Raw genomic sequence first — 26,420 nt, 5'->3', positions numbered from 1 at the left:
AATGCCTGCGATCGGTGCCGGCTATGCTCAGTGGCGACCCGAACCCCTTCCCGAGCACCACGTTTTCCCACGTCGAGGTTCGGCACGTCGTGTACGGAGATCCACCCCCTACGATCTCCGCCGGCCCCGTTCGACCACCACCACGGCTCGACGGGACAGGACAGGGCGTCAAGCGCACCGGAGGCACCACCTTCACCCCAAGGAGGAACCACCAGATGTCGCACTTACCCCGTTGCGAAGGAACCGCGAGATGACGGCCGCGCGGCGACCCGAGGAGCCGACGGGCGCCGAACTCCCGGCGCCCCGGCCGATCGGCTCGTGCCACCGGGAGTTGGGATTGACCCTGTACCGCCTGCGCCTGGAGCGCGGACTCTCCCTCCGAGCCCTCGCCCGATCTCTCGGATACAGCTCGCACAGTGCGTTCGCCGACTTCGAGAAGGCCCGACGCATGCCCGGCGAACCGCTCCTGCTCGCCTACGAGCGCCTGTTCGAGCTTCCGCGGGGACTCCTGCTCGAACTACACGCACGGGCGTTGGCCGAACGCGCGGCCCGGTTGACCGCGATCCGGGAAAGCACCGTCCTGGGCAGCACGGAGACCCTCGGCACACCGACACCCACACTCGACACCTCGGCCCGCTCCCCGGCACCCCCCGCCGCAGCACCCGGTCCCCCAGGCACCGAGCCGACCGGCAAGCCCGACCGGGAGGTTACGCGCGTCAACCAGAGCAAACGAGCCGAACCCCCGGCCCCGCTCGACCGGAAGAGCCGCCTCACCGGATTCGCCCGCAGACCCAAAGCCACCGGCGGCCTCGCCGGCCTGGGCGCGGCCGTCGCACATCTCCTCGGCCGCCGTACCGACGCCGGATCCGGCACCCGAAGCATCGCAAAACGCTGAGCCCTGCAATCACCACTCACGCACACCGCGCGCACGCACCACAAGGGTCCCCGCCCTCCGCCCCGGCGAGGCCGTCCCCACACAACGACACAGACACCACCCGTACAGGGCACGGCCCGGCACCCCCGCCGGGCCGGGCCCCCGCCTCGAACCCCCTACCATCGCGCGGCGTTGCCCTTCACCCGAGCCGCGCACACCGGCCGCTCAACCCGACGCCACCGCCTCCTCTTCCCGACTCGCCCCCGCGTGCGCCCGCGCGCCCGCCTCGCGCCGATCGAACAGGCTCAACAGCGGAACCGTCATGATCGTGGTGATCAGGGCGACCAGGACCAGCGCCGCGAACAGTTCGTCGCCGACGATGCCCGCCGCAAGCCCGATGTTGAGCGCGATCAGCTGCATCAGCCCCCGGGCGTTCATCAGTACGCCGACCCGCACGGCCACCGGCCGGGGCTCCCCGCGCAGTCGTGCGGCGGCCCAGCAGCCACCGAACTTGCCGGCCACCGCGACGATCACCGCCGTCGCCCCGAACACCATCACCGACGGGTCGGCGAACACGTCGAACCGGGTGTTCAGTCCGGAGTAGGTGAAGAACATCGGCACGAACACCACCTGGGTCACGGACTGGGTGGACCGCACCAGCCGCTCCGAGTTCTCTCCGCGCGGCATGGCCATCCCGACACAGAACGCGCCGAACACCGCGTAGAGGTCGATCTTGTCGGTGAACCACGCGGCGCAGAACAACACCACGACGACGAGCAGGAGTCGGGTGTCGTCGCCGAGCCCCGGACGCTCCACGATCCACCGGAGCAGCAGGCGCCCCAGCAGGAGCAGCACCACGACGAACAGCAGGGAGCCGCCGATCGTCTTGACGACCGGTCGCACCTCGCCGGACGCCCCGCCCAGCACCCCCGCCAGCATGATCCAGGCGAGGGCGTCGTCGGTGGCGCCGGAGGCAAGCGCGAGGGAGCCGAACCGGGTCCCGGACAGGCCGCGTTCGGTGATGATCCGGGCCAGCATCGGAAACGCGGTGATCGCCAGGGCGACGCCGACGAAGGCCGCCGTGACCCAGACCGACACCCCGTCGACGAAGATGCCCACGTGCCCGTACGCCGCCAGGGTCAGCCCCATGCCCAGGATCAGCGGGATCACCACCCCGGCGGCGGAGACCGCGACCGCGGTGCCGGCCAGTCCGCGCCCGGCGTGCGCCCGGAATTCGTAACCGGCGGCGAACATCAGGGCCACCAGGCCGATTTGGCCGGCCACGTACAACACCGGTTTCAGCTCCGGCGGGAACACCTCGGCGGAGGTGCCGGGGGCGACCAGCCCGAACAGGGAGGGGCCGAGCAGCACTCCGGCGATCATCTCGCCGACCACGGGCGGCTGTCCGAAGCGGCCCACCACGAGGACGACCAGCCGACACGTCAGCAGGATCACCACGACGGCCAGGAAGAACACGGGCGCGAGTTCCGACGGAGTCATCGCCTCGCCCCTCTCATCGGCCGGCGGGAACGGAGGGCGCGGGACCGGCGGAGGCGGGACCGGCGGACGCGGCACCGAAGTAGGCGCGGCACAACCCTCGTCGGCGGGCGTCATGAACCATGTAGGCGCCGAGCACGAGTTGGGTGAGGCTGCGTGGGACGGCAGCCCATCGGTCCGTGAGGCGCATCACCGCGAGCCGGACCCGGGGCCGGCGCGGGGTCGCGGCGACCGGATCGGTGCGCGGGATGAGCAGGCAGGGTCCTCGGTTGGGCAGGGAACGGGTGTGCTGCGCCGAGGAGTCGAGCCGAAAGCGGCGCAACGTCTCCTCGGCCGCGACCCGCAGCGTGAGCAGGGCCAAGCCGCGGGCCGGGCACGGGCGATTGGCGGTGACGCCGAACGGGATGTATTCGGCGGGCCGGGTGTCCGGGCGCAACCACCGATCGGGGTCGAAGGCGAGGCCCTGGGAACCCTGATACTCGGGGTAGTTGAACAGCAGTACCGAGCCGGCCGGGATGGGCTCGCGTCCCTCCCGGGGAATCTCTCCCGAGGTGATCCGGTGCGCCACGCCGAAGAGCGGGAAGTGCAGCAGCGTTTCGTCGATGATCCGATCCAGCTGATCCGGATCCGAGCCGGGCGCCTGGAGGCGGGCCTGCACGTCGCGGTGTGTGGCCAGGGCCAGCAGCAGGTGGGCCGACGCCTCCGACATCTGCACCACGGCGGTGTTGAAGAACGTGCCCTGGAGGTAGTACGCCTGCTCCCGCCGGTCCAGCGACTCCGGCAGCGGCCCGGGCGGCGGGTCGTCGGCGAGCCGGGCCCGCAGGTGGTCGGTGAGCCGGGCCCGCCGGTCCATGTGCCGAAGGCCCAGGCACTTGATCGAGTCGACCACGTCGTTCGCGTGATCGGTGATCAGGTTTCGGACGTGGCGCGGGCAGGGCTCGCGGAAGACCACCTCGTAGTAGACCTCGGCCCAGACGGGCATCGTCAGGTCGCGCAGACGCACGTGCAAGGTCCTTGCTGCGCACGGGTGTTCGCGCGGTTCACCGGGCGCCGGTTCGCCGCCGGTCAGTTCGTCGAGGACATTGCGCGTGCAGCGGCCGACCAGTTCGGTCCACTGCTCCCGGGAGATGCCCGCCAGGATCCGTCGGGTGGTCCTGGCCACGTCGTCGTAGCGGGGCCCGGGCTCCAGGTGTTCCTGGTGCACCTCCGGACCCGGGGCCAGCCAGTACCAGAACAGGTCGGACAGGGCGGCGCCGCGACTGCGGCCGTCCGCTGCCGGGTGCCCGTACACCCGCTTGAACTCCTCGGCGGGCACCTCGGGTCCGGGCGCGCGCACACCGTCCGCACCGCCTGCCCGGGCGAAGATGCGAACGCGCAGCGCGACCACGATCCCCGGCAGCCAGTAGGGCAGCACCACCATCGGGAGCACGACCGCGCCGACGATCGACCAGCCGACGGCGCTCATGCGACCACCCCGCCGAATCGGGTGTCCGCCCCCGGCGTCACGGTGGGACCGGGCGCGGATCCCCACCCCGGCACCCGGACCAGGTCGGGCGTCAGATCGGCGAGTCCGGAGGCGCCGCACAGGGCCAGCGCGTCGTCGAGTTCGTCCCGCAGCAGGTGCAGCAGCCGTCGTACGCCCTTCTCGCCGCCCTCGGCCAGCGCCCACATCACCGGTCGGCCGATGCCCACGGCGACCGCGCCGAGCGCCAGCGCCTTGACCACGTCGGTGCCCCTGCGGATCCCGCCGTCCAGCACGATCGGGATGCGCCCCGCCACCGCGGCGACCAGCTCGGGCAGCAGCTCCAACGTCGGTGGCACGGTGTCGAGTTGGCGACCACCGTGGTTGGACAGCAGCAGTCCGTCGACACCGTGCCGAACCGCGAGCCGGGCGTCCTCGGGATGCAGCACACCCTTGAGCAGGACCGGCAGATCGGTGAACCGCCTCAATCGATCCACGTGTTCCCAGGAGAGGTCCGGGGACATCGCGATCTGCCGTACGTGCCCGCGCTCGCCGTCCCGCAGATCCACCAGGTTCTCGCAGCGCATCCCCGGCGGCAGGTCGTGGAACGCGTTGCGCCGGTTGCGCTCGCCCGCGCCGAGCACCGGGGAGTCCACGGTGACCACGAGGGCGGTACAGCCGGCCTCCTCGGCCCGGCGCACCAGCGCCTCGGTGATCCCCGGGTCGGGTTGGAGGTAGAGCTGGAACCACAGCGGCGGTGCCTGGCCGGGCTCGGCGGCGGCGCGGGCCGCGTCGGCGACCTCGCCCACCGCCACCGTGGACGCCATGGAGACGATCATGATCGCCCCGGCGGCGGCCGCGGCCCGGGCGGTGGCCGCCTCTCCCCCCGGATCGACCAGCTTGTGGAAGGCCGTCGGCGAGAGCAGGATCGGCAGACGTGCGCGACCGCCGAACAGGCCTACGCCCAGGTCACGTTCGGCGCTGCCGCGCAACACCCGGGGCAGCAGTCGCAGTCGGGCGAACGCCGCCTCGTTGGCCCGTACGGTGATCTCGTCGCGCGCTCCACCCGCGATGAAGTCGGCGTATACGGGATCCAGTCGGGCGCGCGCGGCCTCCTCGAAGTCGTACACGGTGAACCGCACCCCGCTCACCGCCCGGCCGGGCTCGGCCGCCGGTCCAGTTCGCGGGCGAGGAAGGCCACGAGTGGGGCGTGGTGGACCTGCGGGTGGTCCCACTCGTTCTCCAGGTTCTCCGTCATGTTGTGCGTGGCCGACAACTCACCGTCCCGGAAGTGCCGGATCACCGGGTGCAGATAGGCGGCGTCGATGGAACCGTCCACCGAGTTCTGCGCGGTGCGGCGCACGGTGATGTCGAACGGGTCGACCTTGTCGTGGTCGGGCCCGTATTCGAGGGTGATGGTGAAGTAGTCGCCGCCGTCGGGCGATCGGCTCTCGTGCGCGTAGTCGACCGGCACCTCCTCGCGGTAGTGCGCGTTTCCGTCGTGGTCGACCACGATCAGGTCCCCGATCACGCCGAACTGCTGCCACAGCGCCGAGCTGCGATTGACCCGGGCCACCACGGCATCCGCGAGCGCGACGGGCGTGGCCGCCAACGTGCGCTGCGGCCAGGGTCGTTGGTGGTATCGCTCGTCGAGGATGTGGCTCAGCGCGCGGACGGCGTAGCGGAAGCCGTGGATGAAGCCTCCGGTGGACTTCTTGAAGTCGCGCTGCTGCATCAGGGTGCCGGCGAAGTACAGTCCGGGCACGTTCACCGACTCGTAGGCCGGGGACAGCGCGGCGAACCGGTCGTCGATGGCGAGTTCGGGGCGGCAGTCCGGAGCGAAGATCGAGGCGTCGAAGCGGAAGCCCGTACAGACCAGGACCCGGTCGTAGTGGAGTTCCTTGACCACCTCGTCGGCGCGCGAGAACGCGAACCGCACCCGGTAGCGCCCCGCGTCGCCGCCCTTGTCCACGGACAACACGCGGCCGTCCAACACCGCGTTGCGCAGCTTGAGTTGGTAGGTGTCGAGGAAGTTGGCGTTGATCGCGCGCAGGTGTCCGACGAAGTGGGTGTTCCAGGCGAGCCGGATGGAGTGCGGCCCGGCCACGTGGATCACCGCCGCGGTCTCCAGGAGGTTGTCCGCGGTCTCCAGCGCGGAGTTGCCCTTGCCGAGAATCAGGACCCGCTGATCGACGAAGTCCTCCGGGTTCACGGACACCGTCGAGTAGTCGTCGGCGGTCTCGATGCCCGGGATATCGGGGGTGTTGGGCCGGGTCAGTCCGGTGGCCACGATCAGCCGCCGGGCGTGGTGTCGCGTCCCGCGCTGGTCGGTCACGGTGAATCCGCCGTCGGCACGGCGCCCGATCCGCCCGACCCGGGTGTCGTAGGCGATGTCCAGGTCGAATGCGGCGGCGAAGTCGGCCAGATAGCGCACGAGGTCGTCGGCGTGCGGGAAGTAGCGCTTGCTGTACCGGGTGAACAACAGCTCGGGATCCGGGGACAGGAGCGAGTTCCAGTCCATCCGCATGTTCAGCTCGGGATCGTCGGTGCCGTTGTACACCTTGTTGATGGAGATCAGTTTGCGGTGCCGCGGGAAGGTCCGGAAGAAAGTGCCCGGGGTGCGGCCACTCTCCAGGACCCGGTAGCCGTGCCCGGCGGCCTGGAGTAACTGCGCGATCTGGAGCCCGGCGGGGCCGGCGCCGATCACCAGGTAGTCGAGGAGGTCGGGTTGCGTGGCGGAGACGGTGGGCGTGCTCGATACGGAGGTCATCGAACTCTCCTTCCGCTCCGGGCGAGGACGGGCCCGGAGACCGGTGGGGACGGATAGGAACGGACGGAGACGGATGGGGACGGTGTCGCGGGAAGTGCACGGGGGCGTGCGGGCGCGGCGGGGTACAGGGGCTGCGCGGGCGCGGGCGCGGGTGCCGACCGGGCGGGCGTGGTCGGGGGCCGATGGGGCAGGGCGGCGCTGAACGGTCCGGCCGCGGCCGAGAATCGCGGCGTGACGTCTAATCCCTTGAAGACTCAACAAACACGGTAGTAACGAGGGTCACGCCGGGCAACCACACGACGCAACCGAATGATGACGCGAACAGCGCACCGGATCGGTCCGGCTCGGGTTCGTCGCGCGGGGCGGGCCGGTCCGGACCACCGGCGGAGCCGCGCCGCCGAAACGACCGCGGCGAAGACGCAAGGCGCGGTCGTCGCCCGCCACAACGTCGAGCCGACGGTTCGTCGCGCTCGACGATGTTCGGCGCGACCGGGGTGGGGATGCTGGGCTTGCGGGCGTCCGGCAGGGCGGCGCCGGCAATGCCCTCCCGCGCGACGGAGGTGCCCCCGAGGTGGGCGTGGGCGCGCGGCGAGTGACGAGCGACCAGCGACGAGGAGATCCGGTGGAGACGACTTCCGATGCGGCTCGGCGGCGGCGCACGGCTCGGGACGCGGCGGTGGCGGCGGCCGTGCGGCAGGGGCTGCTGGGCGCGGCCGAACCGCTGGTCGGGCTGCTGGACGTGGACGGGCTGCTCGGCACGGTCGCCGAGTTGCACGCGGCCTTCGCCCCGGCCCCGGTCCGGCACGCCTTCGCGGCCAAGGCGTGCGCCCTCGCGCCGGTGATGCGGCTGATGGCGGACGCGGGGATGGACTGCGAGGTCGCCTCACCCGGCGAGCTGCGGCTGGCGCTGGCGGCCGGCTTCCCGCCCGAGCGCATCGTGTACGACAGCCCGATCAAGACCGTCGCGGAGCTGGAGTTCGCCCTCGCCCACGGCATCGCGCTCAACGTGGACAACCTCCAGGAACTGGCCCGCGTCGACGCCCTGCTCGCCGGTGGGCCCGCGCCGGCGCCGCTCGGGATCCGGGTCAATCCCCAGGTGGGCCGCGGTTCGGTGGACTCCACGAGTACGGCCACGGCGACGTCGAAGTTCGGCGTGGCGCTGCGCGACGAGGGCGCGACCGAGGCGGTCGTCCAGGCGTTCGTCCGCCACCCGTGGCTGACCCGGATCCATACCCATGTCGGCTCGCTGGGCTGCCCGTTGCCGCTGATGGCCGAGGGCGTGGCGGCGGCCCACGCGCTGGCCGAGCGGGTGAACGCCGAGGTCGGGCAGCGCCGGGTCACCGGCCTGGACATCGGCGGCGGCCTGCCGGTGAACTTCGCCGACGACACCGACACGCCGACCTTCGCCGACTACGTCGCCGAGTTGCGCCGGGCCGTACCGACCCTGTTCGACGGCCGCTATGACCTGATCACCGAGTTCGGCCGCTCGATCTTCGCCAAGAACGGCACCGTCGCGTCGATCGTCGAATACACCAAGACCACCGGCGGCCGACGCATCGCCGTCACCCACGCGGGCGGCCAGATCCTCACCCGCGCCATGTCGATGCCCCAGGCGTGGCCGATCCGCATCGACGCGTTCGACGCGAAGGGCCGGCCGAAGTCCGGCCCGACCGAACCCCACGACATCGCGGGCCCGCTGTGCTTCGCCGGCGACCTCTCGGCGATCGCCCGCGACCTGCCCGTACTCGAACCGGGCGACATCCTCGCCCTCCACGACACGGGCGCCTACTCCCTGTCCACCCACTTCTCCTACAACTCGCTCCCCCGCCCGGCCATCCACGGCTACCGCACCACCTCGACCGGCGAAACCACCTTCGCCCCGATCCGCCCGGCCCAGACCCTCACCGAGGTCCTCACCGACAGCGGCACAACCCACATCGAATCCCTGACCACCGCGATAAAGGGGATCAGTCCGTCATGAAGGTCGTCGTCTCGGTGATCGGGGCCCGGTCCGTGCAGAAGGGACGCGTGGTCGGGTCCTCGAAGCCGATCGACATGCCGCAGTACAGAATCAGCCCCTCCGGGGGTGACACGACCTCCGCGACGGTCGCCCGATACACCGACCATGCCATCTGCGGGCAACTGTGCAGGCCCTCCGCGCGCAGCAGCAGCATGACCGTCTGGAGATACATGCCGAGATCGGCCCACTGGGCGGATCCCATCTCGCGGTCGATGAAGCAGAAGAGCGCGGCGGGTGCCCCGAAGCAGTCCCAGTTCGCGGTCACGGCCTGTGCGCGCGCCCGCGTGTCCCGACGCGAAATGCCGAGCGCGCCATAGCGCTGCTCGGCAGCCGCGGACCGCCGCTCGCGGTAGGGCGCGCCCAGTTCGGGCGGGTACATCTCGTACTCCCGCGCGTCTCCGGGATCACCCGCGGCCACCCGCTCGGCGGTGCGCTTCTTGAGCCGATCCAGTGCGGAACCGGCGAGCACGTAGGTGTTCCAGGGCTGAAGATTGGCTCCGGAAGGCGCTCGGGACGCGGCCGACAGCACTCGTTCCAGCACCTCCCGCGGAACCGCGTCACCGGTGAAACCGCGCACCGCACGCCGAGTCGCCACGGCCTCGTACACGTCCAAGCACAACCACCTCCCACACCCCCTGACCACGCCCACCTACACCTGTGACGACTCGGGAAACAAAGAGGTGACCGGCACCATCCCGGCGGTTCATCGGTGTCGGCGCTGCGGCCCGATGAGGGTGGCGGCGGTGGGGGTCGTGCTGTGGGCCGTCGCGGTGATGCCCGGGGCCGTCGCGGTGTCGCGCGCCGGGACGGACAGGGCGAGCAGGGCGACGTCGTCGCGGTCGGAGTCGGGCAGCGTGCCCAGGAGGGCGACGGTGTCCTCGACGAGGGACCCGGCGGTGAGGGGGCCGGGACGCAGGGCCAGGAAGGCGGTCAGGCCCTCCTGGTCGAGTCTGGCGCCTTCGGCGGTACGGGCCTCGGTGAGTCCGTCGGTGTACAGGAGCAGGCCCTGGCCGTGGGCCAGATGCAGGGTGCGGGAGGCGAACGTGGCGTCGGCGAAGGCGCCGACGAGCATGCCGCCCTCGGCCCGTACGGTCTCCACCCGCACGCCCGCGTCCGGGTCGGGGCTGAGGTGGTAGGCGGGGGGATGGCCGCCGGTGGCCAATGTGACGGTGAATCCGCCGTCGGTGTGCGGGTCGAGCATGCCGAAGATCGCGGTGCAGAATCGGGTGCCCACCGAGGCGTCGAGCAGCAGGGCGGTGTTGAGCGCGCTGAGCGCGGCGGTGGGGTCGGCGTCGATCAGGGCGGCGGCGCGCAGGGTGTAGCGGGTCAACGAGGTGACCGTGGCGGCCTCGGCGCCCTTGCCGCACACGTCGCCGAGGAAGAACGCCCACCGCCGGGCGCCGAGCGGGAAGACGTCGTAGAAGTCGCCGCCCACCTCCTGCGGCGAGGCCGTCTGGTAGTGGCAGGCCAGTTCCAGGCCGGGTACGGCCGGCAACAGCGGCGGTATCAGGGTCCGTTGCAGCGTGGAGGCGAACGCGGCGATGGCGGCCCGGTCCCGCTCCGCGCGGCGCCGCGCCTGCTCCTCCGCGCGGCGCCGGTCCTGCGCGATCCGGTTCCGTTCCTGCTCGGCCCGGACGGCGTTCAGCGCGGACAGCCGCAACTCCAGTTGGTCGCGCACTATCGCGGCCAGGTCCGCGAGGGTGGCCGCGTCCGCGGCCTCGACTCGGCGCGGGCGGGTGTCGAGGATGTTGACGGTGCCGAGCCGGTGGCCGTCGGCGGTAACGATCGGGGCACCGGCGTAGAACCGCACCCCCATGGGTCCGGCCACCATCGGGTTCGAGCACGCAACGGGATCGACCAGCGTGTCCGGGATGATCAGGGTCTCGTCGCTCAGCACCGCCGAGTCGCACAGGCCCGGGTCACGGCCGATCTCGGTGACGCCGGGCAGGCCGTGTACGGCCTTGAATCGGATGCGATCGGTGTCGACTATCGTCACGGTCGCGACGGGGACGTCGAACAACCGTGCCGCGAGGGCCGCCACCCGGTCGTAGGCGCCGTCGGGCAAAGTGTCGAGGGTGTCGTAGCGACGCACCGCCGCGATCCGGTCCGCCTCCACCGCCGACGACCCGTTCGTCGGCCGGGCTTGGGGTACGGCTGTTCGTTCGGACATGTGCCTCGTCTCGTCTGCCCCCCGTGAAGTCACCCACCAGGACGGCGGGAGCCCGTACGCCCATCCCCGAGGCGGCGGACGTGGCCCGCACGGGGGCGGTCGCGGTTCGTCCCTCGTCGTCGACCGGTGGTGCAGGTTCCGGTGGTGGGCGAGGTCGTCCACACCTTGGGGAGCCACCTATCCCTGCCCCCGATCCGCCGGGCCGAACTCGCGCCGATCCTCGCGGCCGGCCGAGGCTTGAGTCGCCGATCAGGGGGCAGGCGTGCGGGCGCGGCCCAAACGAGCGGTCGTCGCGCCGGCGCCGAGCCGAAGTGCCGTCCACCGTCCGCGCATGTCCCTTGCCCCGGAGGAAGGTCTGGTCATGACGCGACTTCGCCGTTCCCTTTTCCGGTGGCGGGTGCCACGGCAGACCGGCGCGGCCGGGCGGGCCCGGGACGAGGTGCGGGCGGCGCTCGCCGGCTGGGGCTGGGACGAGGACCACATCGCAACGGCCGTCCTGGTCGTATCGGAGCTACTGACCAACGCGCGTTTGCACACCGACGGCCCCATCGGCCTGGCCATACGCCGCACGATGCACGGAGTGCGCCTGCCGGTCACCGACACCAACCCCCGCCCCCCGATCCGCCGCGACACGGGCCCCCAACACGAGGGCGGCTTCGGCCTACACATCCTCGACACAATCACCACCCGCTGGGGCATCCGCACACACCGAACCGGCAAAACCATCTGGACCGACCTCGAAGCCCCCCCACCACCCCCGGCCGGCCCGAGCCCGACCAACAGCCACCACGACCCGAGTACGCATCCCCCATCACTACGCCGCGCACACCGCAGCAGCGCAACCCTGATCCTCATGACCACATTCGCAGCGGCATAGCCCACAAAGCCAAAACGGGCATCCATCTGGCGAGATGGATGCCCGAACTAGGTAAACATGCAGGTCAAACAGGGTGGGCACAGACAGACTCGAACTGTCGACCCCTGCTTTGTAAGAGCAGTGCTCTAACCAACTGAGCTATGCGCCCGGATGTGAGAGGACAGCCTACCGAATCTGTGGGGGTGCGTCGTGCCGGGTTGGGGTGGGGCTGGTCACGGGGTGGAGGTGGTCACGTCGGGGGTGGCGGGGCCGAGGGGGGTGGGGCGCCGGCTGGGGCTCGGGGTGGCTGGGTGGGGCTGGAGTTCGTTGGGTTGGGGTGGGAGGGTCTAGCGGCTGTGGCCGTGCGCGGGTATGGGCGCGGCTCGTCCGCTGTCTCGCGGGCCGGGCTGGTCGGCCGGGGCCGCGTGCATGCGGGTGTTGAGGCGGGGCTGCCGGTGCTTTCGTTGTAGGGCGATTGCACGGGCCGGTCCCGAAACCCCTGATTGAGGCAGGTACTCATGCATCGCAACCGGCATCGACCGCTCATCCGCGTCGGCCTCGCCGCGTGCGCCGCCGTCGCCGCGCTCACCGGCAGCCTCCTGAGCACCACCCAAGCCGACGCCGCCACCGAAGCCCGCGCCGCTACCCCAGCCGCCGCGCCCGCCGCCGCCTCATGGGCCGCGCCCCTCTCGGCCAGTGGTCGCTGGATCGTCGACGCCAACGGACAACGGTTCAAGCTGCGTTCCGCCAACTGGGCGGGCGCCCAAGGCACCTGGAACGGCTCCGGCGACATCGCCGACCCCGCCAACCACCACAGCGGCGAGAACGCGAACGGCATGCCGCTCGGGCTCGACCGGGCGAGCCTGCCGTCGATCCTGGCCGGCTTCCACGCGGTCGGCGTCAACAGCATCCGGCTGCCCTTCTCCAACGAAATGGTGCACGCGAGCACCCCCGTGCCCGACGCCGCGGTCGCCGCCAACCCGGAACTGCGCGGCAAGACCCCGCTCCAAGTCTTCGACGCCGTGGTCGCCGCACTGACCGCCGACGGCTTCGCGGTCGTGCTGAACAACCACACCGGCACCACCCGTTGGTGCTGCGGCCTGGACGGCAACGAACGCTGGAACACCTCGCGCAGCACCACCGACTGGGCGAACGACTGGGTCACCATGGCAAACCGCTACCGAACCAACAAGCGGGTGGTCGGCGCCGATCTGTACAACGAGGTCCGCCGCAACATCACCGACGACCCGAACTGGGGCTGGGGCAACGACAAGGACTGGCAGGCCGCCTCCCTCCTGGCGGGCAACCGCATCCTCACCGAGGCCAACCCGGATCTGCTGATCATCGTCGAGGGCATCAACTGGACCGGCATCCCGCTCGACGGCCTGCCGCACGGCCGCCCGACCCTGACCCCGGTCCGCACCCTGTCGCACACCCTCGTCGACCCGAACAAGCTGGTCTACTCGGCGCACTTCTACGGGTACACCGGCCCCAACCACAGCGGCGCGTACGGCACCGGCGAGACCCACGACGCCCGCTACCAGGACCTGACGCGTGATCAACTGTTCGCGGAGATAGACCGATCGGCGCAATACGTGACCACCGACGGGCAACACCACACCGCCCCCGTCTGGATCAGCGAGTTCGGCACCGGCGCGGAGGAAACCGACCCGGCCGCGCGGGCCTGGTTCACCAACTTCACCGACTACCTCGTCGCGCGCGATCTCGACTTCGCCTACTGGCCGTTGCTCGGCTGGAAGGGCAACGGCCGGGGAGACTCCTGGGCCCTCCTGCGCTACGACCCCAACGGCGTACGCAGCGGCATCCTCGACGACCCGAACGACTGGCGCGCCGCCGCCTGGACCAGGCTGATCGGCGCCGCCGGCCGCACCGGCCCGATCGCCCCGTCCGCCCGATGGAACATGCTCGACCTGGGCAGCACCGACGCCCAACCGTCCCTGCGCATGCGCGCCCGACCGGACTGGGACTCCGGCGCCCGCAAGGGCGTATGCCCCGACGGCGAGCGGATCATCGGCCTGGCCCACACCGGCAACCGGGGCCTGTGCACCACGATCGGCGGCCCCGACCTCGGCGCGCCGGGCGCCGACACCACGGTGGTGCGCGACGAATCGTACGTGCGCGACGACTGGGCGACGGGCTACACCAAGCTCCAGTGCCCCACCGGCATGGCGATCACCGGGTACAGCGTGCGCGGCGCGACCGTCTCCGCGGCCCTGTGCACCCGACCCGCCGGCGCCCCGCTCGGCACCCGGGCCCGCACCCTGTGGTTCGACCGAGGCGACAACCGCCCGGCGAACGGCACCAACGGCACAGGCGGCGAGTTCGCCCCCGGTGCGTACAAGGGCCAGTGCAACGCCGACGAGTACGCGGCCGGCGTCGCCTTCACCCGCCGAGTCGGCTCGTCCGGCACCCCGGACGCCCTCCTCTGCACCCGCCTGAGCTGAACGCCCCAGGCACCAGGCACCTACCGCCCCGCGCCCCCGCCCCCGCCCCCGCCCCCGCCCCCGCCACCCGCGTCCGGCAACTGCGAGGGCTCACCCGTCGGCACGGCCGGGGGCGCGGTGCTGCCCGGCAGGTCCCGATTCCGCGGTGTCTGAGGAGTGCCGGTCGGGGCCTGCGCCCGGAAATCGAGCATCTTCGCCCGCGCGGCCAGATTGACCTCCGGATCGACCCAGAGCGCCCAACTCGGCGACATCACGATGTCCCGAAGCTGCTTGATCGGCACGATCGCGTACCCCGGCATCCCTATCCCCACGCTTCCGGCGTCGACCCTCGACGTCGACGTCGCCGAAACCCGCACACCGTCGCGGCGGATCACCTGCGCGGCCCATGCCGAGGGTTCCTTGCCGCCGGGGTCCACGGTCTGCCCCTCGGGCCGAGTCTGCGCGAGGTAGCCGTGCGTACCGTCGGATTCCACGAAGACATCGCAGAGGCGGTACAGCTTCCGTACCGCCGCGCAGTCGTCACCCGCGGGATCCTGACCGCTCGCCTGCACCGTCACCGTGAGCGTCGCCGCTCCCTTGTTGGTCACCACCAGCGTCACGGCGAACGCACCCACCGAACTCGGGTCCCCCGTCTTCGGCACGATCTCGCCCCCGGTGGGGTCCCGCATGCTGCCGCCCAGCGGCGTCTGCCGAAGGATCCGCGCGATCTCCTGCGGGGAGACGGCTTCCTTTCCCGGCGGCGGAACGGCCGCCGGGTCGGGAGGAGGGCTCGTACTCGGCCCGGGCGCACCGCTCTGTACGCCCGCCGGCCCCGACGTCGCCCGGACCGCCGACCGACCGTCGTCCATCCCCGGGAGCACCACCGCGGCGGCCCCGCCCAGCGCCACCACCGCCAGCGCCGACGCGCCGATCCGCATCCGACGCGTCCGGCGCATCCGGCGCCCCCGGGTGATCCCGCCCGCGACCAACCCCGCGGGCGGAATCAATTCGGTCGCCGCCCCGCGCATCGCGGCGGCCAACTGCTGCTCCTCAGAACCCGGGGATCCCATCGGCCTGCTGTCTCCTAGACATCCGTTCCACCACGTGTCGTGCCCCGCCCCGAGGCGGTGTCGGCAGGTCGCCCGCTCCCCGCTCGGATCGGGCGGCCGTTCCGTTCCGTTCCGTTCCGTACCGGATACGGGCGCGACCACGGAGCGCGACCGGCAACCCGCCGGACCGCGCCGCATGCCGCCCGCTCACCCACTAGATAGAACGCAGTGGACCCCCCGGCGCGTCACGGAAATTCGCCCGGAACATGAAGTACGTTCCACGCCAAGGCAGTTGAATTCCGAAGCCACGGTATTGAACCGCACCCACGTCCTCCTGAGGCACACGGTCCGTACCGATCCGCCCACCGTGTCCCCCGACCCGCCGCCGGCCATCCGCCCATGATTCGCCCGTACCGGAGCGATGATTCCGCACCCCCCGCGGAGTCTGCCTTTCGGCGGTACGGAGACCGCCGCGCACGCGCAGCCGACCCGCACGTCGCCCCCGAGGAGCCGACCCGATGAACCCGAACACCCCCGACGACCTGCGAACGCTGCTCGAAACCCACATCGCCGAGGGAACACTCCCGGGCGCCGTCGCCCTGATCGCCCGCGGCGACCGCGTCGAGGTACGGGCCGCCGGCTCCCTCGACGCCGCCGGTACCGCCCCGATGGCCCGGGACTCGATTTTCCGCATCGCGTCCCTCACCAAGCCCGTCGTCGCCGCCGCGGCCATGATGCTGATCGAGGACGGCCGGATCTCCCCGGACGACCCGGTCGACGACCTCCTCCCGGAACTGGCCGACCGAAGCGTGGTCCGCACGCCCACCGCCGCGATCGACGACGTGGTCCCCGCCGATCGCCCGATCACCGTGTTCGACCTGCTCACCTTCCGAGCCGGCTACGGCTTCCCGAGCGACTTCTCGCTGCCCGCGCTCGCCCCGCTGATGGAAAAGCTGGGCCAGGGTCCGCCGCAGCCGCAACAGGTCCCCGCACCCGACGAGTGGATGGCGCGGCTGTCCGACATCCCGCTGCTCCACCAGCCGGGCGAGGCCTGGCTCTACAACACCTGTTCGGACATCCTCGGCGTACTGATCGCCCGGGCGGCCGGTCGTCCGCTGCCCGAATTCCTCAGCGAACGACTATTCGAACCGCTCGCCATGGTCGACACCGGCTTCGCGGTACCGCCCGCCGACCTGGAGCGGTTCACCACCTGCCACCTCGCCGATCCGGACGGCACCCTCCGCACCGTCGACGGTCCCACCGGCCAGTGGAGCACCCCACCCGCCTTCCCGTCCGGCGGAGGCGGCCTGGTCTCCACCGTGGACGACTACCACACCTTCGCCCGCCTGCTCCTCGCCGAGGGCACCGTCGCCGGGCGGCGTCTGCTCTCCCCGGAGTCGATCCGTCGGATGACCACCAACCACCTGACCCCGGCGCAGCGCAAGACCACCGGCCTGTTCCTGGAGGGCCAGGGGTGGGGCTTCGGCGGCTCCGTCGACATCGAGGCCGTCAACGCGTGGAACGTCCCCGGCCGCTACGGATGGGTCGGCGGCACCGGCACCACGGCCCACATCGTCCCGGCGACCGGCAGCACCGCCATCCTCTTCACCCAGGTGCAACTCGCGGGCCCCACTCCGCCCGCCGTGATGCGCACGTTCTGGCAACTCGCCGCCCACGCCTGACCCCACAACCCGCCCGCGGTCCCGGGAATCGTCCCGCCACCCGGCAACGTTGCCCTGCGACATGACGACATCGGACCCGGCACCCACCGCCGCCGCCCCGCTTCGCTACACCGCCTTCTCCACCGACCCGAACGGCGGCAACCCCGCCGGCGTGGTCTTGGACGCCGGCGCCCTGACCGACCGGGACATGCTCACGATCGCCGCCGAACTCGGCTACTCCGAAACAGCCTTCCTCACCCGAACCGAAGCCGCACCCACGGCCACACCCACAGCCACAGCCCCCACCCCCCGCACCTACACCGTCCGCTACTTCAGCCCCCTCGCCGAGGTCTCCTTCTGCGGCCACGCCACCATCGCCGCCGCGATCGCCCTCGCCGAACGCATCGGCCCCGGCCCGCTCGCCTTCACCACCCCGGCCGGCCTCGTCCCGGTCGACGTCGCCCCCGGCCCCGACGGCCGGCTCCGCGCCACGCTCACCAGCGTCGAGCCGCACCACACCCCCGCCCCGGCCGCCGACGTCGCCGAGGCGCTGGCCCTGCTCGGCTGGAGTGCCGACGACCTCGACCCCGAGCTGCCGCCCGGCTACGCCTACGCCGGCGCCCACCACCTGATCCTGGCCGCCGCGACCCGGTCCCGCCTGGCCGACCTGGACTACGACTTCGACGGCCTCGCCGCCTTCATGCGGGCCCGCGACCTGACCACGCTGCAACTGGTCCGACGCACCTCGGCGGACACCTTCCACGTCCGCGACCCGTTCCCGGTCGGCGGCGTGATCGAGGACCCGGCCACCGGCGCCGCCGCGGCGGCCCTCGGCCACTACCTGCGCGCCCTGTCCCTGGTCCCCGCGCGGGCCACCCTCACCCTGCACCAGGGCGACGACCTCGGCCGCCCCGGCGTACTCACCGTCGACCTCGACGAACACGACCCCCGCATCCGCGTCTCCGGCCCGGCCGTCCCGATCCCCGACCCGGCCGGCTGAACCCGTGCCCGACGCCGCCCACCCGCGCCGTCGACGACCCCGATCCGGGTTAGCCAATTTGTGCCGCACGTGGTCCAGACCATTGACCGACCGGAATCACCGCTTCTAGCGTGAAAGAGCGCCCCCGGTAACGAAGGCACGCGACTCGCGCAGGTCGCACCCGACACGATCCGCACCCGGATCGTGTGGTTCCACGTTCGGATGCGGATGTCGACGTCCCATCGACTCGCGACATCCGCGCTCCGGCGCACGTGCGCACGCGCGCGGACCGTTTCGAGGCCGCGTCCGAACGAGTCTGCCCGTCCCGGCACGACTTCGTTCACGAGGAGAAGTTCGATGCGCAAGAGCACCCTCCTGGCCACGCTGAGCGCTTCGGTGCTCGCCCTGCCGTTCCTACTGCCGGCGTCCTCCGCCTCCGCCCACGGGTACATCTCCAGCCCGGCCAGCCGCTCCGCGTTGTGCGGCGAGGGCAAGGTCAAGCGCTGCGGCGACATCCAGTGGGAGCCGCAGAGCGTCGAGGGCCCCAAGGGCTACCCCGCGGGCGGACCGCCCGACGGGCAGCTGTGCGCCGGCGCGGACGGCCGCTGGGCCCCGCTCGACAACCCCCGCAACGGCACCTGGCCGGCCACCCCGCTCACCTCCGGCGCCTCGTTCAGCTTCACCTGGGAGATCGAGGCCCGACACTCGACCACGTCGTTCCGCTACTACATCACCAAGCCGACCTGGAATCCCGCGACGCCGATCAGCCGCGCCCAGATCGAGAGCACCCCGTTCCTGACCGTCCCGTACCACGGTGCCCAGCCCGCCGCGCACCAGGTGCACACCGGCACCCTCCCGGCCGGCCGCACCGGCCGCGCGCTGATCTTCGCCGTCTGGGACATCGACGACACCGACAACGCGTTCTACTCCTGCTCCGACGTGACCTTCTGACCGAAGCACACCCACCGGTACCACCCCGTCACACCCCGCCCGGCGGTCACCCACAACGACCGCCGGGCGCGCCACGCCCCACACCCCAACGCACCCGCCCACCCACCAGGCCCGACGGCCCACCCCCACACCGCCCCCCATGCGCCCCGTCCGACCCCGGACACGCGCCGAAGGGACGGTTGGTGGACCTCCATCGGACAGCACCTGGAAGGATGGGCAGGATGGAGTGCGCACAGTTCACACGGTGACGGGAGCAGGCGTGGTGGTCGGATCCGCACGACGGTCCCTCGGGGGTGGCCTTCCCCTGTCGATCACGCTCGCGCCGCTGCTCCTGGCGCTGCTCCCGGGCGCGTTCGCCGGCGGCGAGACCCGCCCGTGGCGCCGGCGCAAGGACGCCGCCCGCTCGGCCGCGCTGGCCGCGCGCGAGGCGGCGGGCGAGGCGTTCCTCCAGCTGGACACCGCACAGCGGGACATGATGCTCTCGCTGGAGACGGTCCGAGCCGTACGCGGCGCGCGCGGCTCCGAGGACGCGCTGCGCGGCTTCGCCGCGGTGAGCCTGCGGATCGACGAGGCGAGCGCGGCCTACATCGCGCTGATGGACCGGCATCCGCTCGACGTGGAGCTGGAGACCGACGAATACGAGTCCGCCCGGCGGGAGTTGGCGGAGGTGGCGAGCCGGCTCGACGCCGTGCGCCAGGAGTTGGACCGCTTCGGCACCTCGCTCGGCCCGCTGCTCGCCGACGCCGAACAGGCGCTCGGCCAACTGCCCCCCGCCGTGGACCGGGCCCGCCGCGCCGCCGCCGAGGCCGAACAGGCGGTCGCCGCGACCGAGCGGGCCGGCCTCGGCTCGACCACGCTCACCACCCGACTGGCCGCCGTACGCGCCGATCTGACCGAGCTGGACCGGGGCCCGGCCGCGCTCGGCATCCCGGGCACGCTGGAGGTGGCCCGGCGGATCGAGACCGCGGCCGGTGAGCTGCGCGCGGAGGCCGAGCGGCTGCCCAGGCAGCGCGAGGAGGTCACCAACCGGCTGTCCTCGCTGCGCACTCGCGCCCAGGCGCTGGAATCCCGCCTGGCCACGATCGAGCCGGCCCTGCACCGCCTGCGCCGCGACTACGTACAGTCCTGCTGGGTCGACTTGGAGCAGGTCCCGGCGCGCACTCGACAGTCCCTGGGCGTGGCCCGCAGCCGCCTGGAGGAGGCCGGCGCCGCGGCCGGGCGCGGCGAGTACGCCGACGCGGTCAGCCGGCTGGCCACCGCCCGGGCCACCCTCAAGGACGCCGACGAGGCGATGGCCTCGGTCAACGACCGGCTGCGCGCGCTGGAGGAGGTGGCCCGCGACCCGGAGGCCGAGCTGGAGCGGACCCGATTCGCGCTGCGCGACGCCCAGCGGCTCGCCCTCGGCGGCCGGGCCAACGCCGAGGAGCGCTACGCCCGCCGGCTGGACGCGCTGGTGTACCGCCTGGAGGCGATCGCCGCGGAGCCGGAGCAGCCCCGCCCCGACTGGTGGCGCTTTCTCAGCGAGACCCGGGACATCCGCGCCGAGGTCGCGGCCACCGTGCAGGTGATCCGCGAGGACCGGGCCGGCCCCGGCCCGCACTGACGCCAAACCCGGACACTACGCACAGCGATCATCCGCTCCCCGAAATCCGACATTTTCCGCAGTCGGCGCACAATCGGCAACTCCACGTAGCGATTTCGTCGCCACGTTCGACCGGTCGGGTAAAGAATCGGCACCGGTGGCCACTTTCCCGAAATTCAAGGTTTAAAGTCGACGGACCGGCCGACTTCGGGACCTTGGTCCCGATTCACGGGGACGGATCCCGCGCGCCGCGCCGGCGACCACGATGCTGACACCGGGAAGTCGCACATGCCCGTGCTCTTGATGCTCCTGTTCGTGTTTCTCCTCGTCCTGGCACCGCCCTGCCTGCGCGCGCTGCGCCGGGCTCCGCGGACGGCCCCGGTGTTGCCCCTGCACACCGACGACATGACCGACATGCACCGCATGATGGCCGTCGCCTACGAGGAGGAGCGCGCGGTGCTGCATCGCCGGGCGGTCAGCTGGCTGCACTCGCTCGGACGCGGTCCGCTGCGGGTGACCGACGCCCAGGCGGCGGCCGGCAACCGCGGCTGCGACCTGGTCACCCTCGGCGACGGTACGGTGCTCGGCCTGTCCTCGACCGGGGTGGTCATGCACGAGTTGTGCGGCGCGCTCGACCGGTTCACCGAGGTCGCGCTGACCCGGGTGCGCGCCGCGCGCGACGGCTTCGAGCTGACCTTCGACATGGAGTGCGGCCGACAGCTGCACGCCCGCGCCGAACTACTGACCGTCCGCGGCGCCTGCGTCTGACCGATCCGGCGCCACCTCACCGGGCGCCACCCGGCCCGGCATCGCCCCGCCCGGCGCCGAAACCGCGTCCACCCAGCACTCGCGCACCGTGTCCGGCCCGGGTCCGCGCAGCGCCACCGTCGCCGCGTAGCCGACGCCCGGCGCCAGGTCGTACATCCGCACCGCATCCTGCCCGCGGTGCGGATGTCCGCCGTCCGGGTGGTCGATCGCCGCAAGGTCGCCGGGCACCCCCCGCCGCCTCCGGCGGATCCGGCCAGTCCAACAATCGGGGCGGCTCGCCCACGCCCGACACCGTCAACCGGCAGCGGACCGACGGTCAGACCGAGCCCGCACACCTTGAGCAGCGCCTCCTTGCGGGTCCACCGGGTGATCGCGTCGGCCGCCCGCAGGCGCGCCGGGAGCCGGTCCCGCGCGGCCGGCTCGGCACTGGACAGCGTGCCGTCGACGGTGGCGATCCGCTCCACGTCCACGCCCACCTCGGCGCCCTCGACCACCGCGAGCACAACCCACTCCCCGGCGTGCGAGATGGCGAAGTCGAGCCCCGGCCGGGCCGTGCACCACCCTCGGCTTGCCCCGGTCACACCCGCACAGCCGACAGGTCGTGTCGAAGCGCACCGAACCAGGCCCGCACGGCCGCGTCCGGATCCGGCCCGGCCCACCACACGACACACTCGGCGCCAGAGCGCCGGCCCGGCCCCCTACGCCCCGACCACCGGCCGAGCCCGACCCCGACTGTGCTCCAACAGCCACTCCGCGATCCGCTCCCCCGCGGACAGTCCCATCGCGGCCAACGCCTCCACATGCGGCGCCGACCAGTTGCTGTCGGCCAGTTCGCCATGCCCCGGCCGCACCCCGGCGACCGCGGCCCGCAACAGTTCGATGTCCAAGAGCGAGTCACCGGCCGCGAACACCGCATCGGCGGAGGCCCGTCGAGCCACTTCGCGCACCGCGTCGCCCTTGGTCAGCGCGTCCGGGACGAGGTAGAGCTTGCGTCCCTGGAGCGAGACGCCGTAGCCGCGCGCGTTCGCCCACTCGGTCAGCTCCGGCACGAACTCCGGCGGCAGCGCCGCGCGTTCCACCACCAGGTAGCCGAACAGGTCCTCGGCCACCCGGAGTTTGAGCGTCCACTCGGGTCGGGCGACCACTTCGAGGTGGGCGATCACCTCCGGCAGCGGCGCGGCCTTCGCGGCGAGCGTCTTGCGCACCCCCGCGTGCCAGTCCGGGTCGCTCTCGCCGTGCACGAGCAGGTGGCCGCCATTGGCGCAGATCGCGAACTCCGGGGCCCGGCCGGGCAGTACGATCCGCCCGTACTGCTCCCGGGTGCGCGTGGTGGTGGGCACGAACGTGCTGTGCTCGGCGAGCTCGGCCAACAGTGCGCCGGCCCGGCGGGTGACGAAGGACATCGGCGCGCCCTCGTACTCCTCCACGCACACCAGCTCGGGCGTCGGCTCCTCGGGGGCCAACCCCAGCCGCGCGGCGGCCTTCGAGTAGATCAGGGTCCGGTCCAGGTCACTGGCCACCAGCACGTTCACGCGGCGCTCCCGTCCCGGCGAAAGCCCGGTTTGACCAGACCCACGCACGAGTACGGCAGGTCGTCCACGTCGATCACCGGCACCCCGCGCTGGGCGGCGAGCATCCGCACGTGGTCCAGCTCCGCGCCGACCCCCTCGCGGGCCAGGATCTGCCACGGCACCCGGCGCAGCAGCACCCGCGTGGTCTCGCCGACCCCGGGCTTGATCAGGTTGATGTTGTCGATCCCGTACTCGGCGCCGATCCGCTCGACCGCGCGCCATCCGGCCCAGGTCGGCGTGCGGTCGCTCGCGGCGAGCACGCGTTGGTCGCGCGCCACGTCCTCGGCCACCGCGTCGAACCGTTCGGCGACGGCGTCCAGGAACAGCCCGGACACGTCCGCGCCGGCCAACTCGGCGTAGAACTTCGCGCCGTGGAACTCGTCCGGCCCGATCAGGTCGTCGCGCAGCACGGTGCGCGAGACCAGTCCGGACACCGTCGAGTTCAGGCACGCCGACGGGATCAGGAAGTCGTCCCGGGTGCCGTAGGTACGCACGCACGAGCCCGGGTCGGCGAGCACGGCCAACTCCGGGTCGAACCGCATGCCGGTGGTCGCCGCGGTCACGTCCAGCGCGTCGGACAACTCGCGGGTGATCGCGCCCTTGCCGGTCCAGCCGTCCACGAAGACGATCCGCGACGGGTCGAACTCACGGCCCAGCCAGCGCAGCGCGGTGGTGTCGATGCCGCGTCCGCGCACGATCGACACGGCGAAGTGCGGCAGCGTCAGGCCGTGCGCGCGCCGGGCCCAGCGGCGCATCAGCACGCCCACCGGGGTGCCGGCGCGGGCCAGCGAGACCAGCACCGCGTCCCGGCCGCGCTCGGTGAGGATGGTCTCGGTGACCACGCCGACCGCGTGCGCGATCCGCTCCGCCGAGGCGTCCAGCGCGGCGTGGAACAGCGCCTGGTACTCGGGCGAGGGCTGGTACTCGATGGGCAACGACTCGGCATAGTGCGCGCCCGCGTGCTGGATCGCCTCCTCGCGCTCCTCCAGCGGCGCTTCCAACTCGACCGCGGACAGGTCCTTGAGCAGCCAGGCGACCTCGTCGGCGGCGTAGGAGGAGAACGCGGGACCGTACAGCGGCTCCGGCAGCTTCCCGGTGTCGGGTCCGGCCGCACCGGGCCGATCGTTCACGGACTGGTGGTTCATGACCTGCGCACCTCGGGGGTGAAGGAGGGGACGACGAGCAGACCGACGTGGTCGGTGACCCGGGACAGCGCGTCCAACAGCCCACCGGGCGCGCGCAGTTCGGGGGTGTCGGCGACCGAGTCGACGACGATCAGCACCTCGTCGAAGCGCCGCTCGGGGTCGGCGCCGGCCGCGACGTTGTACGCGTAGCGCTCGCCGGGCCCGTCCGCCGGATCGTCGTGGGCGGGGAATTGCAGCCGGGTACGGATCGCATAGCCCGGATCGTCCACGGCCAGCACCGGCGAGCGGGTCGTGGTCGAGTAGCGCACCTCGACCCCGGCCGGCACGTGCTCGGCCAGCGCGCGGGCCAACCGCAGCGGCGTGTACATCAGTTCCTCGAAGCCGAGGACCAGGATCCGCCGGCCCACCACCTGCCCGGCCAGCGCCGCGCCGAGGGCGGGCAGGACCCGCTCCAGGGTGTCCTGGTCGGCCTGGGTGAACCCGTGCCGCCCGCCGTCGGGCAGGTCGGCCGGCCAGTCCAGGTCGAGGGTGCGCACCGTGCCGGGCGGCTCGTCCGCCGGCCCGCCCGCCTCGTGCGCGGCGACCAGCGCGGTGCCGCGCGCGAGCACGTCCTCGGGCAGGTCGACGGTGCCGGCCGCGAGCGCCACCACGTCCACCCGGGCGCCGAGTTCGGCCGCGAAGACCTCGAACTCGGCCCGGTCGGCGGGACCGCGCACGTCGATCAGCGCGGCGATCACGTAGTGCGCCCGAGGCGCGACCGCGTGCAGTGCCCGGATCGTGTTGGACACCGTGCGCCCGGTGGACAGTTCGTCGTCCACCAGAACCAACGGCCCGCTCCCGGAGAGCAGTTCGCGATCACGCGGCAGGATCAGGTGCGAGGTGGCGTGCGAGTGCTCCTCCTCGAAGGTACCGAACCGGTCCACCCCGGCCACCGGACGTCGGGTGGAGTGCAGGTAGGCCGCCCCCGGCAGCGCCTCGGCCACGCAGTGCCCCAGGCCCGTGGCGGTCTCCGCGTAGCCGAGCACCACCGGCGTCGGCTCGTCGGCCAGCACGCGCGCCACCCGCAGGCCCAGGTCGCGGCCCGCGTCGTGCACCACCTCGGGCAGTTGCGGGACGTGCTTGCCCAACACGGTGGACACCAGCAGGTGGGCCCGGCGCGGGTTGCGCCGCAGCGCGAGCCCGACCAGCGCGTCGAGCCCGTCCCCGGCGAGCGCCACGTCGAGCCGCTCGGCGACCCAACTCCCCGACCAGGTAGTCGTATCCGTCGACCCGCCCGACTCCGCCGGCCCTCCCGGCCAGGTTTCCATCCGATGTTGCGTCACGCACGAACCCGCTTCCCTCGTTGCCCCGTATCGACCGATCCCGCCGGGACGTCCCGCCCCGGCCGCCGGCTCACTCCATGACCCCCGCCGCGAGCAGGTCCACGAACGTGACGTCCTCGCGGGCCACGCCGAACGCGTGCGCCCGACGCATCACCGCCTGCGCCCACGCGCGGTGCGGCTTCACCTCGTTCATCTTGTTGGTGTAGGCCGACCGCAGCACCCCGCCGCCGGCCGCGCTCTCCGCGAGGATGTCGCCTGCGTCGCAGTACTCCTCGTGCGTGACCACCGACATCGCGTGGATCACCGCCACGTGGCTGGGGTGGATCGCGGTCTTGCCGAGCAGGCCGTTGGCCTTGTCCAGTTCGAGTTCGCGGATCAGCCCGTCCAGGTCGGCGGAGATCAGTCGGGTGCGCAGCTCGACCGCCTCCGGATCCTCCGCCTCGGCGAACGGCGTGCGCCGCAGTTGCGGCTTGAACAGCCGCTCGCCCTGCGGGAAGTACTCCCACACCGGCCCACTGATCACGTGTCCGGTGCCGTCGGCCCGGCCGAAGACGTTGACGATGTCGCCGATCAGCTGGGCCACCAGGTGCACGTCGTAGGCGGTCAGATCGCGCGAGCGGCGCAGCGCGTAGGCCGACTGGAAGTCGGTGGCCCCGATCCGTACCGCCAGGATGCGCTCGCGGTGCACGGCAATCAGCTCGGCGAGTTCGGCGAGCACGGCCCGCCGGTGCTCGATGTAGGCGATCGACGGCGATTCCAGGACGGGCATCGCGAACAGTCGGCGACCACTCATCGTGATCGCCTCGTCCAGCGCCTTGAGATAGCGCGCGCCGCTGTCCGGCTCGAACTTGGGCAGTACGAATCCGGTCAGCACGCCGAGCGTGTCGCCGAGCCGCTCGGCGAGGTCGGTGATCTGCTCGGGGTGGCGGACCCGGATGAACAGCAGCGGCCCCTCGGCCCCGGAGCCGGCGAACGCGGCCAACTGCTCGACCAGGTTCTGCTCGGCGCCGACCACCTCGCGGTCGTCGATCGAGTCCTCCAGGCACAACACCATCGAGGTCACCCCGCGGGCGGCCTGCTTGGCGATGTCCGTCGCGAGCGTCGCGCGCGTGGCGGGACTGTACAGGGTCGCGCCGAGAGCCGAGGCGAGCACGCCGGCATCGCTGTCCCGGTCGAACGTCTGCGGCTCGCGGTGGAACAGGTGGTCGCGGACCGCATCGTCCAGGTAGCCGAAATGCCGCATCGTGATCTGATCCCCCTCGACCGTCGGTGGTGGTGAAACAGGCGCGTCGGGAAGGG

At 72.2% G+C, this 26,420-nt stretch carries 19 protein-coding genes, 1 tRNA gene and 2 pseudogenes; 9 read left to right on the top strand and 13 right to left on the bottom strand.

Features of this window, described 5'->3' with window-relative positions; translation table 11 throughout:
* Positions 1-250: 250 nt before the first annotated feature.
* Positions 251-895 (top strand): helix-turn-helix domain-containing protein, encoded by a 645-nt coding sequence (locus tag ACWGR4_RS24015; RefSeq protein WP_452129047.1) that lies wholly within the window; start codon positions 251-253, stop codon positions 893-895.
* 204 nt (positions 896-1,099) lie between these two features.
* On the opposite strand, the gene ACWGR4_RS24010 is transcribed toward ACWGR4_RS24015, so the two are convergent.
* The 4 genes from ACWGR4_RS24010 to ACWGR4_RS23995 are packed head-to-tail and all read right to left on the bottom strand — an operon-like array spanning position 1,100 to position 6,603.
* The gene (locus tag ACWGR4_RS24010) at positions 1,100-2,374 is read right to left on the bottom strand and encodes a cation:proton antiporter (protein WP_379995673.1); all 1,275 of its coding nucleotides are present in this window, start codon (positions 2,372-2,374) and stop codon (positions 1,100-1,102) included.
* A 13-nt stretch (positions 2,375-2,387) separates the two neighbouring features.
* Positions 2,388-3,836, bottom strand: a complete 1,449-nt coding sequence (locus ACWGR4_RS24005) for a cytochrome P450 (protein ID WP_452129046.1) — start codon at positions 3,834-3,836, stop codon at positions 2,388-2,390.
* A complete protein-coding gene (locus ACWGR4_RS24000; protein WP_452129045.1) occupies positions 3,833-4,975 on the bottom strand; it encodes an alpha-hydroxy acid oxidase in 1,143 nt (380 codons plus the stop codon). The genes ACWGR4_RS24005 and ACWGR4_RS24000 overlap by 4 nt, the downstream gene beginning before the upstream one ends.
* Before the next feature lie 5 nt (positions 4,976-4,980).
* Positions 4,981-6,603 (bottom strand): NAD(P)-binding domain-containing protein, encoded by a 1,623-nt coding sequence (locus tag ACWGR4_RS23995; RefSeq protein ID WP_452129044.1) that lies wholly within the window; start codon positions 6,601-6,603, stop codon positions 4,981-4,983.
* 622 nt (positions 6,604-7,225) lie between these two features.
* Between ACWGR4_RS23995 and ACWGR4_RS23990 the strand changes: the two genes are divergently transcribed.
* Complete coding sequence (locus ACWGR4_RS23990) at positions 7,226-8,584, top strand: diaminopimelate decarboxylase (protein WP_452129043.1); 1,359 nt, start codon at positions 7,226-7,228, stop codon at positions 8,582-8,584.
* Here ACWGR4_RS23990 and ACWGR4_RS23985 read toward each other — a convergent pair.
* Positions 8,571-9,236 carry a nitroreductase family protein gene (locus ACWGR4_RS23985; RefSeq protein WP_452129042.1) on the bottom strand — a complete coding sequence of 222 codons (666 nt, stop codon included), beginning with the start codon at positions 9,234-9,236 and terminating at the stop codon, positions 8,571-8,573. The two genes, ACWGR4_RS23990 and ACWGR4_RS23985, sit on opposite strands and share 14 nt — an antisense overlap.
* 90 nt (positions 9,237-9,326) lie before the next feature.
* On the bottom strand, positions 9,327-10,793 hold the full coding sequence (locus ACWGR4_RS23980) for a PP2C family protein-serine/threonine phosphatase (RefSeq protein WP_452129041.1): 1,467 nt from the start codon (positions 10,791-10,793) through the stop codon (positions 9,327-9,329).
* A 331-nt stretch (positions 10,794-11,124) separates the two neighbouring features.
* On the opposite strand from ACWGR4_RS23980, the gene ACWGR4_RS23975 reads away from it, so the two are divergent.
* The gene (locus tag ACWGR4_RS23975) at positions 11,125-11,670 is read left to right on the top strand and encodes an ATP-binding protein (RefSeq protein ID WP_452134234.1); all 546 of its coding nucleotides are present in this window, start codon (positions 11,125-11,127) and stop codon (positions 11,668-11,670) included.
* A 74-nt stretch (positions 11,671-11,744) separates the two neighbouring features.
* On the opposite strand, the gene ACWGR4_RS23970 is transcribed toward ACWGR4_RS23975, so the two are convergent.
* A tRNA-Val gene (locus tag ACWGR4_RS23970) sits at positions 11,745-11,818 on the bottom strand.
* A 349-nt stretch (positions 11,819-12,167) separates the two neighbouring features.
* Here ACWGR4_RS23970 and ACWGR4_RS23965 point away from each other — a divergent pair.
* Positions 12,168-14,114, top strand: a complete 1,947-nt coding sequence (locus ACWGR4_RS23965) for a glycoside hydrolase family 5 protein (protein ID WP_452129039.1) — start codon at positions 12,168-12,170, stop codon at positions 14,112-14,114.
* A gap of 20 nt (positions 14,115-14,134) precedes the next feature.
* Here ACWGR4_RS23965 and ACWGR4_RS23960 read toward each other — a convergent pair whose 3' ends face one another.
* The gene (locus tag ACWGR4_RS23960) at positions 14,135-15,163 is read right to left on the bottom strand and encodes a hypothetical protein (protein ID WP_452129038.1); all 1,029 of its coding nucleotides are present in this window, start codon (positions 15,161-15,163) and stop codon (positions 14,135-14,137) included.
* A gap of 497 nt (positions 15,164-15,660) precedes the next feature.
* Between ACWGR4_RS23960 and ACWGR4_RS23955 the strand changes: the two genes are divergently transcribed.
* The 5 genes from ACWGR4_RS23955 to ACWGR4_RS23935 all read left to right on the top strand — a co-directional run bounded on the left by ACWGR4_RS23955 (position 15,661) and on the right by ACWGR4_RS23935 (position 21,083).
* Positions 15,661-16,824: a serine hydrolase domain-containing protein gene (locus tag ACWGR4_RS23955; protein WP_452129037.1), complete on the top strand. Its 1,164-nt coding sequence runs from the start codon at positions 15,661-15,663 to the stop codon at positions 16,822-16,824.
* 61 nt (positions 16,825-16,885) lie between these two features.
* Entirely contained in the window at positions 16,886-17,803 is a 918-nt protein-coding gene (locus ACWGR4_RS23950) for a PhzF family phenazine biosynthesis protein (RefSeq protein WP_452129036.1), read from the top strand.
* A 336-nt stretch (positions 17,804-18,139) separates the two neighbouring features.
* Positions 18,140-18,733, top strand: coding sequence for a lytic polysaccharide monooxygenase auxiliary activity family 9 protein (locus ACWGR4_RS23945; protein ID WP_379995384.1), 594 nt, complete (start codon positions 18,140-18,142; stop codon positions 18,731-18,733).
* 244 nt (positions 18,734-18,977) lie between these two features.
* Entirely contained in the window at positions 18,978-20,336 is a 1,359-nt protein-coding gene (locus ACWGR4_RS23940) for a hypothetical protein (RefSeq protein WP_452129035.1), read from the top strand.
* A gap of 267 nt (positions 20,337-20,603) precedes the next feature.
* Positions 20,604-21,083 carry a hypothetical protein gene (locus ACWGR4_RS23935; RefSeq protein WP_379995379.1) on the top strand — a complete coding sequence of 160 codons (480 nt, stop codon included), beginning with the start codon at positions 20,604-20,606 and terminating at the stop codon, positions 21,081-21,083.
* Here ACWGR4_RS23935 and ACWGR4_RS23930 read toward each other — a convergent pair.
* From ACWGR4_RS23930 to ACWGR4_RS23910, 5 genes and pseudogenes are all read right to left on the bottom strand, one after another.
* A complete protein-coding gene (locus ACWGR4_RS23930) occupies positions 21,054-21,311 on the bottom strand; it encodes a hypothetical protein (RefSeq protein ID WP_452129090.1) in 258 nt (85 codons plus the stop codon). The genes ACWGR4_RS23935 and ACWGR4_RS23930 overlap by 30 nt on opposite strands.
* Before the next feature lie 98 nt (positions 21,312-21,409).
* Positions 21,410-21,547, bottom strand: a pseudogene (locus ACWGR4_RS23925) (hypothetical protein); the annotation flags it as partial.
* 234 nt (positions 21,548-21,781) lie between these two features.
* A complete protein-coding gene (locus ACWGR4_RS23920) occupies positions 21,782-22,615 on the bottom strand; it encodes an HAD family hydrolase (RefSeq protein WP_379995373.1) in 834 nt (277 codons plus the stop codon).
* Positions 22,612-25,106: pseudogene (locus ACWGR4_RS23915) on the bottom strand (phosphoribosyltransferase). The gene ACWGR4_RS23920 and the pseudogene ACWGR4_RS23915 overlap by 4 nt, the downstream one beginning before the upstream one ends.
* A gap of 85 nt (positions 25,107-25,191) precedes the next feature.
* Positions 25,192-26,364, bottom strand: a complete 1,173-nt coding sequence (locus tag ACWGR4_RS23910) for an HpcH/HpaI aldolase/citrate lyase family protein (protein WP_379995370.1) — start codon at positions 26,362-26,364, stop codon at positions 25,192-25,194.
* Positions 26,365-26,420: the final 56 nt, after the last annotated feature.

Source organism: Embleya sp. NPDC055664 (assembly GCF_053618075.1).
This window is presented reverse-complemented; position numbering and strand designations above follow the sequence as displayed.

What these genes read in the sequence shown, in the direction of transcription:
- ACWGR4_RS24015 (WP_452129047.1), top strand. Translation starts at nt 251, where the DNA reads ATGACGGCCGCGCGGCGACCCGAGGAGCCGACGGGCGCCGAACTCCCG.
- ACWGR4_RS24010 (WP_379995673.1), bottom strand. Translation starts at nt 2,374, where the DNA reads ATGACTCCGTCGGAACTCGCGCCCGTGTTCTTCCTGGCCGTCGTGGTG.
- ACWGR4_RS24005 (WP_452129046.1), bottom strand. Translation starts at nt 3,836, where the DNA reads ATGAGCGCCGTCGGCTGGTCGATCGTCGGCGCGGTCGTGCTCCCGATG.
- ACWGR4_RS23995 (WP_452129044.1), bottom strand. Translation starts at nt 6,603, where the DNA reads ATGACCTCCGTATCGAGCACGCCCACCGTCTCCGCCACGCAACCCGAC.
- ACWGR4_RS23980 (WP_452129041.1), bottom strand. Translation starts at nt 10,793, where the DNA reads ATGTCCGAACGAACAGCCGTACCCCAAGCCCGGCCGACGAACGGGTCG.
- ACWGR4_RS23975 (WP_452134234.1), top strand. Translation starts at nt 11,125, where the DNA reads ATGTCCCTTGCCCCGGAGGAAGGTCTGGTCATGACGCGACTTCGCCGT.
- ACWGR4_RS23965 (WP_452129039.1), top strand. Translation starts at nt 12,168, where the DNA reads ATGCATCGCAACCGGCATCGACCGCTCATCCGCGTCGGCCTCGCCGCG.
- ACWGR4_RS23960 (WP_452129038.1), bottom strand. Translation starts at nt 15,163, where the DNA reads ATGGGATCCCCGGGTTCTGAGGAGCAGCAGTTGGCCGCCGCGATGCGC.
- ACWGR4_RS23955 (WP_452129037.1), top strand. Translation starts at nt 15,661, where the DNA reads ATGAACCCGAACACCCCCGACGACCTGCGAACGCTGCTCGAAACCCAC.
- ACWGR4_RS23950 (WP_452129036.1), top strand. Translation starts at nt 16,886, where the DNA reads ATGACGACATCGGACCCGGCACCCACCGCCGCCGCCCCGCTTCGCTAC.
- ACWGR4_RS23945 (WP_379995384.1), top strand. Translation starts at nt 18,140, where the DNA reads ATGCGCAAGAGCACCCTCCTGGCCACGCTGAGCGCTTCGGTGCTCGCC.
- ACWGR4_RS23935 (WP_379995379.1), top strand. Translation starts at nt 20,604, where the DNA reads ATGCCCGTGCTCTTGATGCTCCTGTTCGTGTTTCTCCTCGTCCTGGCA.
- ACWGR4_RS23910 (WP_379995370.1), bottom strand. Translation starts at nt 26,364, where the DNA reads ATGCGGCATTTCGGCTACCTGGACGATGCGGTCCGCGACCACCTGTTC.